The organism is Streptomyces carpinensis (genome assembly GCF_002154505.1).
Classification (GTDB): domain Bacteria; phylum Actinomycetota; class Actinomycetes; order Streptomycetales; family Streptomycetaceae; genus Streptomyces; species Streptomyces carpinensis.
In genome coordinates, this window is record NZ_MUBM01000124.1 from 189 (window position 1) to 13131 (window position 12943).

The window sequence follows — 12943 nt, forward strand, 5'->3', positions numbered from 1 at the left end:
CGCCACCCGGTCGAGGCCGTCCTGGATGGCCGCCGCGTTGCCGGTCGCGTCGACCACCACGTCCCAGCCCTGCGGGCGGTCCAGCTCGTCCGCGCTCGCGGCGGACGCCGAGACGCCCAGCCGCCGGGCCGTCTCCAGCCGGGCCGGGTTCAGGTCCACGACGTCCACGCTCGCCGCGCCCGTCCGCTTGGCCAGCTCCAGCATCATCAGGCCCATGGTCCCGGAGCCGTAGATCAGCACATGGGCGCCCAGCCGTGACTGGAGGACGTCGTAGCCGCGCACCGCGCACGACAGCGGTTCCACCAGGGCCGCGTCCTCGGTGCGCACGTGCTCGGGCAGCCTGACGCAGTTCGCGACGGGTGCCACCGCGTACCGTGCCGCGCCCCCGGCCGTCGTGACACCGATAGCGGCCCACCGCTCGCAGAGGTTGTTGTGCCCGGTACGGCAGTACCGGCACTCGTAGCAGTACAGCGACGGGTCCACGGCCACCCGGTCGCCGACCGCGACCTCGGTGACCTGGGCGCCGACGCCGACCACCTCGCCGGCGAACTCGTGCCCGGGCACGATCGGCAGCTTGGGCGCGAACTCGCCCTGGAGGATGTGCAGATCCGTTCCGCACAGGCCGCAGGCGGCGACCTCCACGACGACCTCACGGGGACCGGGCGTCGGGTCCGGGACCTCGGTGACGACGGCGCGGCCCACGGACTCGATGACGGCGGCCTTCATTTCACGGCTCCCAACGACAGGCCCTGGACCAGTTTGTCCTGGGCGGCGAACCCCGCGGCGAGCACCGGCAGGGAGATGACGAGCGACGCGGCGCACACCTTGGCCAGGAACAGGCCCTGGCTGGTGATGAAGCCGGTCAGGAAGACGGGGGCCGTCTCGGCCACCACGCCGGTGAGGACTCGGGCGAACAACAGTTCGTTCCAGCTGAAGATGAAGCAGATCAGCGCCGTCGCGGCGATGCCGGGCAGAGCGATGGGGGCCACCACCCTGGCCAGGATCGTCGGCAGTCGCGCACCGTCGACCCGGGCCGCCTCGATGACCGCGACCGGCACCTCGGCGAGGAAGGACTGCATCATCCACACCGCGATCGGCAGGTTCATGGAGGTGTACAGGACGACCAGCAGCCAGATGTTGTCCAGCAGACCGGTGTTCTTCGCGAAGAGGTAGATCGGCAGCAGGCCCGCCACCGCCGGCAGCATCTTCGTGGACAGGAAGAAGAACAGCACGTCGGTCCACTTCTTCACCGGCCGGATCGACAGCGCGTACGCCGCCGGGAGGGCCAGGAGGAGGACCAGGAGCGTCGACACCACCGATGCCACCGCGGAGTTGACCAGCGCGGGCCAGGGGCTGGCCCCGCCGCCGGAGCCGAAGAACTCCCGGTAGCCGTCCAGGGTGAGGGAGGCGGCGAAGGAGGGCGGGTTGGTCGCCGCGTCCGCCTCCGAGTGGAAGGACGTCAGCGCCATCCAGGCGATGGGCAGGAAGAAGACGACGCCGGCCAGCCAGGCCACCAGGCCCAGGCCCACTGACTTGCGGCGGATCCGTACGGCCATGGCGCTCATGCGCGGGACACCTCCTCGCGGAACAGGGACGACACCACGCGCAGGGCGAAGGTCGCGATGACGATCGAGCCGATCACGACCAGGACGCCGGCGGCGGAGGCCAGGCCGTTCTCGTGGGCCTGGTAGAAGCTCTGGTAGACGGTGTAGGGCAGGTTGGCGGTGCCCAGGCCACCGGAGGTGATGGTGAACACCGCGTCGAAGTTCTGCACGATGTAGATCGAGCCCAGCAGGGCGCCGAGTTCGAGATAGCGGCGCAGGTGCGGCAGCGTGAGGTGGACGAAGATCTGCCAGTCGCCAGCGCCGTCCACCCGGGCCGCCTCGATCTGCTGCTGGTCCCGGCTCTGCAGCCCGGCCAGCAGGATCAGCATCATGAAGGGCGTCCACTGCCACACCAGGGAGGCCTCGACGGCGAGCAGCGGGGTGTTCGAGATCCAGTCCGGCTGCGGTCCGCCGACGTAGTGCAGCAGGCCGTTGAGCAGGCCGTACTCGGGGTTGTAGAGCACGTGCTTCCACAGCAGGGCCGCCGCCACGGGCACCACCAGGAACGGGGCGATCAGCAGGGTCCGAACGGCGCCCCGGCCCGGGAAGCGGCGGTCCAGGAGCAGGGCGAGCGCCAGGCCCAGGACCAGGCTGACCAGGACCACCGCCACCGTCAGCAGCACGGTGGTCCACACCGAGTGGCGCAGGTCCGCGTCGGTCAGCACCTGGCGGTAGTTGTCCACGCCGGTGAAGTGGCGGGCCTTGGGGTAGAGGGCGTTCCAGTCGAAGAAGGAGATCACCAGCGTGGCCACGAACGGGAGCTGGGTCACGGCGATCATGAAGACGAGCGCGGGCAGCAGCGGGGCCCGGGTGGCCCAGGCGCGCAGCCGGGCCGAGGGCTGCCGGGTGGCCCGTGCGGATGTGCCGGCCAGAGGGGCCGTGGTCGTGGCGGTCATCGTCCCTCGTACTCCTTGGAGATCTTCTCGGCGAGCTGCTGGGACTTCTTGAGGGCCGACTCGACGGACTGGCGTCCGGCGATGGCCGCGCTGATCTCCTGGGAGACCTTGGTGCCGAGGTCGGTGAACTCGGGGATGCCGACGAACTGGATGCCGGGCGCGGGCCGGGGCTGCACGCCGGGGTCGTTCGGCCGGGCGCTCTCGATGGCGTCCTTCGTGGTCTCCTGGAAGGCGGCGGCCTCCTTGCGGTAGGCGGGGTTGTCGTACGTCGAGGCGCGCTTGCCCGCCGGGACGTTCGACCAGCCCGACGTGTCGCCGACCAGCTGCTCGTACTCCTTGCCGGACGCCCAGGAGACGAACTTCCAGGCCTTGTCGGCGTTGCGGGAGGCCTTCTGGATGCCCCAGGCCCAGGTGTAGAGCCAGCCGGAGGACTTCGTCCGCTCCACCGGCGCGGGGGCGTAGCCGACCTCGCCCTTGACGGGGGAGCCCTTGGCCTCCAGGGAGCCGGCCGCGGAGGTGGCGTCGTACCACATGGCGACCTTGCCCTGGGTCATGTTGTTCAGGCACTCGGCGAAGCCGGACTGGGAGGCGCCGGACTCGCCGTGCCCGCGTACCAGGTCGACATAGAACTTGGTCGCCTTCTCGAACTCGGGGGAGTCCAGGTGCGCCTTCCAGTTCTGGTCGAACCAGGTGCCGCCGAAGGTGTTCACCACCGTCGTCAGCGGTGCCATCAGCTCGCCCCAGCCGGGCAGGCCGCGCAGGCAGATGCCCTTCATCCCGGGCCGGGCGCCGTCCACCTTCGCGGCGAGGCCGGCCACCTGCTGCCAGGTGGGGTGGGCGGGCATCGTCAGGCCCTTCGCCGCGAACACGTCCTTGCGGTACATGAGGAAGGACGACTCGCCGTAGAAGGGCTCGCCGTAGAGCCTGCCGTCGTCGGCGGTGAGCGACTGGCGCATCGGCTCCAGCACGTCCTGCTGGTCGAAGGTCCGGTCCCGGGCGACGTAGGAGTCCATGGCGTGCAGCCAGCCGTTGCGGGCGTAGATCGGGATCTCGTAGTTGGACAGGGTGGCCACGTCGTACTGGCCGGCCTGGTTGGCGAAGTCCTGGCTGATCTTGTCGCGGACGTCGTTCTCCGGCAGGACGGTGAAGTTCACCTTGATGCCGGTCTCCTTGGTGAAGTGCGCGGCGGTGAGCTTCTGCAACTCCACCATCTGCGGGTTGTTGACCATCAGGACGTTGATGGAGTCGCCGCCGGACCCGGCTCCGCCGGCCCCGACCCAGCAGCCGGAGAGCAGCGGGGCGAGCAGCGTCCCTGCGGCGGCCAGGGCGAGCGTCGCTCGCGGCGGCCTCCGTCGGCTCTGGGTTCGCATGGATCGCTCCTGGACGTATGGGGATGAAAAGGGCGCCGCTCTATGCGGAGGACCCTACGGGGACAAGTGGGTTGCCGATTCGGTGAGCCGCCGGCTCAGACGCGGACGACCTGCGGGCCCAGCAGGGCGTACCGATGGGCCTCGGCCGCCGGGAGCAGCGTGCTCGTCACGATCGCCTCCAGCGCGCCCACCTCCGCGAACCGGCAGAAGCTGACCGCGCCGAACTTGGTGTGCACCCCCGCGAAGACGGTGCGCCGCGCGGCCCGCATCGCCTGCGACTTGACCTCGCTCACCGCGGGGTCGGGTGTGGTCAGGCCGTGCTCGCGGGAGATGCCGTTGGCGCCGATGTAGGCGAGGTCGAGGACGAAGCCGGCCAGCATCTTCGTCGTCCAGTGGTCCACGGTCGCGAGCGTGCCCGCCCGGACCCGGCCGCCGAGCAGCAGCACCGAGACGTTCTCCGCCCCGGCGAGGGCGCCCGCGACCGGCAGGGACGCGGTGACCACGGTCAGCGGCCGGTCCCTGGGCAGTGCCTCGGCGATGAGCTGCGGGGTGAAGCCCTCGTCGACGAAGACCGTCTCGGCGTCCCCGAGCAGTTCGGCCGCCGCGGCGGCGATCCGGCGCTTCTCGGGTACGTGGCTGGTGGCCCGGTAGGCGAGTGTCGTCTCGAAGCCGGCGCTCTCGACCGGGTAGGCCCCGCCGTGGGTGCGGCGGACGAGCCCGTGGTCCTCCAGGGCGCGCAGGTCCCTGCGGACGGTCTCCTTGGCCACGCCGAGCTCCGCGGCGAGCGCGGCGACGTCCACCTGGCCGGTCGCCCGGGCGACCCGCACGATCTCCCGCTGCCGCTCCTCCGCCGTCCCCGCGCCCATGGCCGACACCTGCCTCACTGCCGTACTCGTTGGTCGTTCGCCTTGGGGTGCTCTGCCCCTGCGGCTCACTCGGTGTTGCCCGTTCGGGCCCGGTGGGGCCCTTGGGGGAAAGTTCTACAGCGGGTCCGCGGTGCTGACCAGGTCTGTTGCGGGCCCGATGCTGCCCGGGTGTGCCCGTTTGCCGGGCGGCGTGCCCGGCTCGGACCTGCGCGGCTGTGGGTGGCGAGGGTGGGAACGGGCAGCGCGGATGCCCGAAAGCGGGGGCGGGCGGGCCCGTTCGGTGCCCGCCCGCCCCCGCGAACGATCGTTTTGCGCCGCTGTGGGTCCGCCGGCCGGCGGACGGCGCTCGCCAGGGCCGGGCCGGTACGGACCTCGCCGCGGCAGGCCGGGTGCGGCCCGCCCGGTGCGCGCCCGGTGTGCCGGCTCAGTACGGCCAGATCGGCGGGTCGGTCACGAAGTGGCCGCCGAGGCAGGCCTGCGCCTGGTCGTCCGGGTCGAGGTCGCCCTGCTCGGCGATCAGCTTCTCGGCGTAGGGCTCGGAGTCGTCCCGCGGTGCGTAGCCGAGTTCCCGCGCGGTCGTCAGGTCCCACCACAGGCGGGTGTTGGCGGAGGAGCCGTAGACGACGGTGTGGCCGACGTGCTCGGCGGTCAGGGCCGCGTGGAAGAGGCGGGCGCCGTCGGCGGGGCTCATCCAGATCGAGAGCATGCGCACGCTGGTGGGCTCGGGGAAGCAGGAGCCGATGCGCACGGACACCGTTTCCAGGCCGTGCTTGTCCCAGTAGAGCTGGGCCAGGTCCTCGCCGAAGGACTTCGACAGGCCGTAAAAGGTGTCGGGGCGGCGCGGGGTGTCGATCGGGATGAGCGCGTCCGCGTCGAGAGGTGTGCCGCCCCGGGGGCGGGGGGTGTAGCCGACCGCGTGGTTGGAGGAGGCGAAGACGATCCGGCCGACGCCCTCTTCGCGGGCCGCCTCGTACAGGTTGTACGTCCCCTCGATGTTCGCCTTGAGGATCTTCTCGAACGGGGCTTCCAGGGAGATGCCCGCGAGGTGGATGATCGCGTCGACGCCCCGGACCGCCTCGCGCAGGGCCGCCCGGTCCGAGAGGTCCGCGGCGATCGCCCCCGGCGCGTCCTCGATCGGCCGGACGTCGAGGAGGCGCAGGGCGTAGCCGTACTCGGGCAGCAGGCCCCGCATCAGGGTGCCGAGCCCGCCGGCGGCGCCGGTGAGCAGAACGGTGCGGGGAGCGGGCATCCTCGGATCTCCTTCAGTCGGCGGAACGCATATATGGACAGCATTCACATGCGTGGAAACGCTAGGGAGGCGGGTCGCGCCACGTCAAGTGTGGCGTGCGGGCGCGCAATCCGCTGCCGTGTTGCCGGTTCGCGCGCTTGACCGGCCCCGATGTGTCCCTTTAGCGTGAGCATGTTCAAGAATATGGACGCTAATCAGAAACGTGAGCGCCTGCCCTAGGGAGAGCCCGTGACGTCAGCCCCCCTCGCCGAACGCCTCAGCATCCCCAGCGGGCCGCTGTTCTTCCCCGTCACCGCCTACGGCCCCGACGGGGGTGTCGACCTCGACGTCTACCGCGCGCATGTGCGCCGCGGCGTCGAGGCCGGCGCCGCCGCCGTCTTCGCGTGCTGCGGCACCGGGGAGTTCCACGCGCTCACCCCCGAGGAGTTCGAGGCCTGCGTCCGCGCGGCCGTGGAGGTGACCGAGGGCCGCGTACCGGTCGTGGCCGGCGCCGGATACGGCACCGCGCTCGCCGTGCGGTACGCCCGGATCGCCGAGGCCGCCGGCGCGAACGGGCTGCTCGCCATGCCGCCCTACCTGGTGATCGCCGGTCAGGAGGGACTGCTGCGCCACTACCGCGAGCTGACCGCCGCAACCGGCCTGCCGGTCATCGTCTACCAGCGCGACAACGCCGTCTTCACCCCGCGGACGGCGGTCGAACTGGCCCGCACGGACGGGATCATCGGCCTCAAGGACGGCGTCGGCGACCTGGACCTCATGCAGCGGATCGTCAGCGCCGTGCGGGACGAGGTCCCCGGCGGCTTCCTCTACTTCAACGGCCTGCCCACCGCCGAGCAGACCCAGCTCGCCTACCGCGGCATCGGCGTCACCCTCTACTCCTCCGCCATCTTCTGCTTCGCCCCGGAGATCGCCCTCGCCTTCCACAGGGCGTTGCGCGACGGCGACGACGCCACCGCGCACCGGCTGCTGGACGGCTTCTACCGCCCGTTCGTCGAACTGCGCGCCCAGGGCAAGGGCTACGCCGTCTCCCTGGTCAAGGCGGGTGTACGGCTGCGCGGACTGGACGTGGGGGAGGTGCGCCCGCCGCTGCACGAACCGGCCGAGGACCACGTCAAGCAGCTCGCCCGGCTGATCGAGCGCGGTCACGAACTGCTGGCGCAGGAAGGGGACGGCGCGTGAGGACGTCGGCGTTCGTCTACCCCTGGGACGTCAACGGCGACCCGGCGGCACCGGCCCGCATCGCCGGGCTCGGCGTGGCACAGGTGACGCTCGCCGCCGCCTACCACTCCACCCGCGCGCTGACCCCCCGCCACCCGCGCCACCGGGTGGTCACCGCCGAGCACGCCGCCGTGCTCTACCCGCCCGGCAGCCGCTGGGAGGGCCGGACCCTGCGCCCGTACCCCGCCGGTGACTGGGCGCCCGGCGACGCGTACGGCGAGGCCGCGGCGGCCCTCGCCCAGGCAGGCCTGGACGTGCACACCTGGGTGGTCCTCGCCCACAACTCCCGCCTGGGCGCCGAACATCCGGACACCTCGGTGGTCAACGCCTACGGCGACCGCTACCCGTGGGCGCCGTGCATCGCGCAGCCCGCCACGCGCGCCTACCTCGTCGACCTGGCCGCCGAGGCGGCCGTACGGCCCGGGGCGTGCGGCACCGAACTGGAGTCCCTCGGCTGGTACGGGCTCGCCCATCTGCACGCCCACGACAAGATCGCCGGGGTCGGCCTCGAGGACGCATGGCAGTACCTGATGTCCCTGTGCTTCTGCCCGGACTGCCGCGCGGGCTACGGCGAACGGGGCCTGGACCCCGAGGAGCTGGCCGACGCGGTACGCACCGCCCTGGAGCCGGTCTGGCGGGGGGCGGCGCCCTCCGACGGGGGCTGGGCGGGCGTGGAGAAGCTGCTCGGCGAGACCACTGCGGCCGTCACGCGCGCCTGGCGCGACGACACCGCCCGCACGCTCCAGGAGGCGGCGGTCGCGGCCGTCCGCGCGGCGGCCCCCGCCGGCTTCCAGGTGCTGCTGCACGCCGATCCGGACTCCCACCACTGCGGGGCCAACGCCGGCGTGGACCCCGCGCACATCCTGTCCGTCGCCGACGGTGTGGTGGTGCCCTGCACGGGCGGTGCAGGCCTGCTCACCCCGTTCGCCGAACAGGGACGAGCCGGCGCCGTGCTGGCCGCCAACCTCACCGTCGTGTCCGGCATGGGCGGCAGGCCGGACACGCTCGCCCGGGACGCCGGCCGCGCCCGGGACCTCGGCGCCACCGAACTGCGGCTGTATCACGCGGGGTTGGCGTCGGACGGCGACCTGGCGGCGGTGCGCTCGGCACTCGCCGGGCGCTGAGCCAGCCACCCCGCCGTCACCAGCAGCCCCAGCCCCAGCAGGACCAGCAGCAGCCGCCGGTCGACGACCTCGACCAGCCCGGCGCCCGCCGCCAGCCCGACGACGTTCGGCACGAAGACCAGCGTGTGGGCGGTGGCGGAAACCCGGCCCACGAGTTCGCCCGGCGTCTCGCGCTGCACGGCGGTGAACGCGGCGATCAGCACGCACGGCAGCCCCACGCCGATCGCCGCACTGCCGCCCAGGGCAACCGGGTCGGACGGCACCGCCCGCACGGCCACCCCGACGGCCGTGAGGGCGATCCCGAACACGGCGAACCGGCGCCCGCCCAGCAGGCGCAGTCCCGCACCGGAGACCAGCCCGGCCACAACCGACCCGGCGCCCTGGACGGCGTACAGCACCCCGGCGTACGCGGGGGCGTGCCCGAGGGCGTCCACGACCGCGTAGACCAGGGCCCCGTTCAGGCCCGCGCACAGCATCGCGGCGCCTCCGGCCAGCACCAGGGGGCGCAGGCTCGTACCGGTCCACAGCCGGCGGGCGCCCTCGCCGGTCCGCTCCCGCCAGGAGCGGGCGGGCCGTACCGGCCTGTCCTCGCGGACGCGCAGCAGCGCGTACAGGATCGCGGCGAGCGCGAACGTGACCGCGTCCAGCAGGGCCACGCACGCGCCGCCGTACGCCGCGTACAGGCCCGCGCCCGCCAGTGGGGCCAGCAGCTTCATGCCCTCCGTGGCGGCCGTGCGCAGCCCGTTGAAGTCGCCCAGCAGCGCCGGGCCGACGGTGGACGCCACCAGCGCCGACTGCGCCGCGTCCGCCACGACGCCCGTGGCGCCGTAGAGGAACAGGACCGCGTACAGCAGCCAGATCCGGCCGGGGGAGCCGACCGCGAGGAGGGCGGGCAGGACGGCCGCGAGCAGCAGGTTCGCGCCGACGAGCAGGGGCTTTCGGCACAGGCGGTCGGCGAGCGCGCCCAGCAGGGGGCCGGCCGGGGCCGGCGCCCACATCGCGAGCAGGCACAGTGCGGCGAGCCCGTCGGAGCCGGTCAGGTCCTTGACCCACACCCCGCAGGCCAGCCACAGCGCCGACGTGCCGAAGCCGGAGATGACCACCGCCGCCAGGCACGGACCCGCCGCGCGGTCCCGCAGCACCCGGAGCACCGTCCAGCCGGTCGTCGTCATGTCTGGCGTCGTCGTCATGCCCGGCCATCGTGGTCCTAAGGCCCCGGTCCGCGGATGGGGCAGTTGCCCTGGGCCCCTGTCGTCGAACTCCCGTCTGCCCCGCGACGCCATGGGAGTTCGACGACCGGACCTAGGTGTCGCGTGGGCGGGAATCCGGCGGAACGTGTCAGTCATGCTCCTGGGACGCGCGACGGCACCGGCCTAGCGTCGGGCGCATGTTGCGCTACCTCATGCCCGTGGTCATCAGCGTCCTGTACGCCCTGCTCATGTCCCTCCCGCGCGAGCCGCACCGCCGGCGCGTCAACGCGGTCATGGTCGCCGGGGCGGGTGCCGCCTACCTCAGCGGCGGCGGGCTCGGCGGCTGGGAGTTCGCCTTCACCGCGGTCGCCACGTATGTCGCCTACCGGGGCCTGGAGTCCTGGACCTTCATCGGCGTCGGCTGGCTGCTGCACACCGCGTGGGACGTCGTCCACCACTTCAAGGGCCACCCGATCATCCCCTTCGCCCACGACTCCTCCTTCGGCTGCGCGATCTGCGATCCGGTGATCGCGCTGTGGTGCCTGTGGGGCGGGCCGTCGCCGCGTGAGCTGTTGCGCCGCGGGCGGCGGGCGATGAGTTCCGGGGCCGGGGACGGTCTGCCCTTGAGTGAAGGACTCGACCGAGTCGTCGAGTGAGGGACCCGACCGAACCGAGAGGCAACCGATGAACGACACAATGCTCGATCTCGGCCCGCAGACCCGCGTCCTGGCGCGGCTGGCCGAAGGGGTGCGCGAGGAGCGGCTGACCGCCCCCACGCCCTGTCCGGGCCTGGCGACGCGCAACCTGCTGGGGCATCTGGTGGGCCTGTCGGTGGCGTTCCGCGACGCCGGCCGCAAGCAGCTGGGCGCCACCACGGACACCAGCCCGGACGCCGCCGTGCCCGACATCGGCCCCGGCTGGCGCGAGGAGCTGGTGACGGTACTCGACGAGCTCGCCGAGACCTGGCGCGACCCGGCCGCCTGGACCGGCATGACCCGTGCGGGCGGCGTGGACCTGCCCGGAGAGGCCGCCGGTGCCGTCCTCGCGGACGAGCTGGTGATCCACGGCTGGGACCTGGCGCGGGCCACCGGTCAGGAGTACGAGCCGGACCCGGCCGCGCTGCGGGTGTCGTACGGCTTCCTGCGCGCGGCGGTCGGCGACGGCCTCGCCGGTGGCAGTGACATCTTCGGCCCCGTCGTGCCCGTACCCGAGGACGCCCCGCTGCTGGACCGCGCGGTGGGGCTGAGCGGACGGGACCCGCGCTGGACCCCGCGGCCCTGACCGGACCCCACGGCCCTGACCGGACCCCACGGCCCTGACCGCCCACGCGCCCTTCTCCCTAGGGCGCGTCCTCGCCGGCACTCCTTCAGGAACCGTCTTTGTCAGAAGCATCGACGAAACACCGCGCCCCTCTTACCTTCATCGCGTCGTACTCCATACGTCATATATGAGACGCGATACGCGAGATCCGAGAGGCGCGCATGACCTCTGTGCCCACGCCGATCCCCTCCCGCACGCAGTTCGTGCTGGAGGAGATCAAACGCCGCATTCTGACCGGGCAGTTGACGCCGGGCCAGGCCCTGGTCGAGACCGAGCTCGCCGCACAGTTCGGGGTGTCCAAGACCCCGGTGCGCGAGGCGCTCAAGACCCTGGCCGGCACCGGACTGGTGGTGATGAGCCAGTACAAGGGCGTCACCGTGCGCATGGTGGACGCGGACATGTTGCGCGAGGTCTACGACGTGCGGCTCCTGCTGGAGCCCGAGGCACTCAGGCGCTCGGTCCGGCGCGGCGCCTCCCTGGACGACGCCCAGGACGCGCTGCGCCGCGCCGACGAGGCCACGGACACCGCCGAACGCTCCCTCGCCGACCGTGAGTTCCACCGCGCGCTCTACCTGCCCTGCGGCAACCCGCTGCTCGGCCGGATGCTCGACGAGGTACGCGACCAGGCCGCCCTCGTCTCCGCCGTCGCCTGGTCCGCCAATCCCTCCTGGGAGCGGGAGGCCGCCGAGCACCGGGAGATCCTGCGGCTCGCCCTGGACGGCGACGGCGACGGCGCGGCCCGCGCCCTGCACTCCCACATCGCGTCGTTCGTGCACCGGGCCTTCCCCGAGGTCCTCGACGAGGAAGGCGGACGATGAGCAGCGCGACGTTGCGGACCACATTCGAGACCCAGCGGGCGGCCCTGGCCGACGTGGTGGCGATCCCGGTGACCCCGTTCGCCGAGGACGGCCGCATCGACCGGGAGACCCACCGCGCGCTGCTGCGCCGTCTCCTCGACGGCGGCGTCACCACCCTCACCCCCACACCGGCGAGTTCTACGCCCTCACCCCCGCGGAGCGGCAGCTCGTCACCGAACTGACCCTGGCGGAGGCCGGGGGCCGCGCGAGCATCCTCGTCGGGGTCGGTCACGACGTGCCCACCGCCGTCGCCTCCGCCCGGCACGCCCGCGAGCTGGGCGCGCAGATGGTCATGGTCCACCAGCCGGTCCACCCCTACGTCTCCCAGGGCGGCTGGGTCGACTGCCACCGCGCCATCGCCGAGGCGGTGCCCGAGCTGGGCGTCGTCCCCTACATCCGCAACGCGCAGCTGCCCGGCGTCCGCCTCGCCGAACTCGCCGACGCCTGCCCGAACGTGATCGGTGTGAAGTACGCCGTCCCGGACGCGGCCCGCTTCGCCGCCTTCGCCCGGGACGCGGGGCTCGACCGGTTCGTGTGCGGACTCGCCGAGCCGTACGCCCCCTCGTACTTCTCCGCGGGCGCCACCGGCTTCACCTCCGGCCTGGTCAACGTCGCCCCCGCCGTCTCCCTGAACAATCTACGAGCAGCACGACGGCGAACTGGACATCGTCAAGGGCGCCGACTACGTGACGGCCTCCTGGAACGTCTTCGCCGACCACGACAAGACGATCCTGATCGGAAACAGCGACAGCGCGTCCACCGCCGCCGTCGACCGCGGCCATCTGAAGGCCACCTTCCATCACAACCTGTTCTCGAACCTCGTCGAACGCGCCCCACGCGTCCGCTTCGGCCAGGTCGACTCCTACAACAACCACTTCGTGGCGGGCCCGGACTACGGCTACAGCTACGGCATCGGCATGGAGTCCCAACTCGTCGCCCAGCACAACGCGTTCACACTGCCGAGCGGCGTCGGCGCGGACCAGGTCCTGAAGAAGTGGAAGGAGGCGCCGGTCACCACCGACGACAACCACGTCAACGGCAGGCGCACCGACCTGATCGCCGTGCACAACACCGAGGTCCCCACCGAGATCCTGCAGTCGGGCGCGGGCTGGACGCCCACCCTGCGGACGAAGGTCGACCCGGCACGGGCCGTCCCCGGCATCGTCGACCACGGCGCCGGCGCGGGACGCCTGCGCTGACGCCGCCCACCGACAGGGCGGGGCGGCTCGGGGCCGCCCCGCCCTCCCTC

Annotated in this window: 12 protein-coding genes and 2 pseudogenes; 7 read left to right on the top strand and 7 right to left on the bottom strand. The window is 72.5% G+C overall.

Annotated elements, in window-relative coordinates; genetic code table 11:
- The 6 genes from BZY54_RS17565 to BZY54_RS17590 form a co-directional block, all read right to left on the bottom strand.
- Positions 1-726 (bottom strand): alcohol dehydrogenase catalytic domain-containing protein (locus BZY54_RS17565; protein ID WP_244217205.1); only part of this gene is annotated, 726 nt, incomplete at its 3' end.
- On the bottom strand, positions 723-1565 hold the full coding sequence (locus tag BZY54_RS17570) for a carbohydrate ABC transporter permease (RefSeq protein ID WP_086726146.1): 843 nt from the start codon (positions 1563-1565) through the stop codon (positions 723-725). The genes BZY54_RS17565 and BZY54_RS17570, both read right to left, overlap by 4 nt.
- Positions 1562-2500, bottom strand: coding sequence for a carbohydrate ABC transporter permease (locus tag BZY54_RS17575; RefSeq protein WP_086726147.1), 939 nt, complete (start codon positions 2498-2500; stop codon positions 1562-1564). The genes BZY54_RS17570 and BZY54_RS17575 overlap by 4 nt, the downstream gene beginning before the upstream one ends.
- On the bottom strand, positions 2497-3870 hold the full coding sequence (locus BZY54_RS17580; RefSeq protein WP_086726148.1) for an ABC transporter substrate-binding protein: 1374 nt from the start codon (positions 3868-3870) through the stop codon (positions 2497-2499). Before BZY54_RS17580 ends, BZY54_RS17575 begins: the two co-directional genes overlap by 4 nt.
- A gap of 95 nt (positions 3871-3965) precedes the next feature.
- Positions 3966-4736 carry a DeoR/GlpR family DNA-binding transcription regulator gene (locus BZY54_RS17585; protein WP_086726149.1) on the bottom strand — a complete coding sequence of 257 codons (771 nt, stop codon included), beginning with the start codon at positions 4734-4736 and terminating at the stop codon, positions 3966-3968.
- Between the two features lie 424 nt (positions 4737-5160).
- Positions 5161-5985, bottom strand: a complete 825-nt coding sequence (locus BZY54_RS17590; protein WP_086726150.1) for an NAD-dependent epimerase/dehydratase family protein — start codon at positions 5983-5985, stop codon at positions 5161-5163.
- 228 nt (positions 5986-6213) lie between these two features.
- Between BZY54_RS17590 and BZY54_RS17595 the strand changes: the two genes are divergently transcribed.
- The gene (locus BZY54_RS17595) at positions 6214-7164 is read left to right on the top strand and encodes a 5-dehydro-4-deoxyglucarate dehydratase (RefSeq protein WP_086726151.1); all 951 of its coding nucleotides are present in this window, start codon (positions 6214-6216) and stop codon (positions 7162-7164) included.
- Positions 7161-8327, top strand: a complete 1167-nt coding sequence (locus BZY54_RS17600; RefSeq protein WP_086726152.1) for a hypothetical protein — start codon at positions 7161-7163, stop codon at positions 8325-8327. The genes BZY54_RS17595 and BZY54_RS17600 overlap by 4 nt, the downstream gene beginning before the upstream one ends.
- Here BZY54_RS17600 and BZY54_RS17605 read toward each other — a convergent pair.
- Complete coding sequence (locus tag BZY54_RS17605) at positions 8264-9517, bottom strand: MFS transporter (RefSeq protein WP_244217206.1); 1254 nt, start codon at positions 9515-9517, stop codon at positions 8264-8266. The two genes, BZY54_RS17600 and BZY54_RS17605, sit on opposite strands and share 64 nt — an antisense overlap.
- Positions 9518-9717: 200 nt before the next feature.
- Here BZY54_RS17605 and BZY54_RS17610 point away from each other — a divergent pair, with 200 nt between their 5' ends.
- From BZY54_RS17610 to BZY54_RS17630, 5 genes and pseudogenes are all read left to right on the top strand, one after another.
- Entirely contained in the window at positions 9718-10173 is a 456-nt protein-coding gene (locus tag BZY54_RS17610; protein WP_107419743.1) for a DUF6010 family protein, read from the top strand.
- 28 nt (positions 10174-10201) lie between these two features.
- A complete protein-coding gene (locus BZY54_RS17615) occupies positions 10202-10798 on the top strand; it encodes a TIGR03086 family metal-binding protein (protein WP_086726154.1) in 597 nt (198 codons plus the stop codon).
- A 200-nt stretch (positions 10799-10998) separates the two neighbouring features.
- A complete protein-coding gene (locus BZY54_RS17620) occupies positions 10999-11655 on the top strand; it encodes a GntR family transcriptional regulator (protein ID WP_086726155.1) in 657 nt (218 codons plus the stop codon).
- Positions 11652-12346 (top strand): annotated as a pseudogene (locus tag BZY54_RS17625) (dihydrodipicolinate synthase family protein); the annotation flags it as partial. The gene BZY54_RS17620 and the pseudogene BZY54_RS17625, both read left to right, overlap by 4 nt.
- Positions 12330-12893: pseudogene (locus BZY54_RS17630) on the top strand (pectate lyase family protein); the annotation flags it as partial. The pseudogenes BZY54_RS17625 and BZY54_RS17630, both read left to right, overlap by 17 nt.
- Positions 12894-12943: the final 50 nt, after the last annotated feature.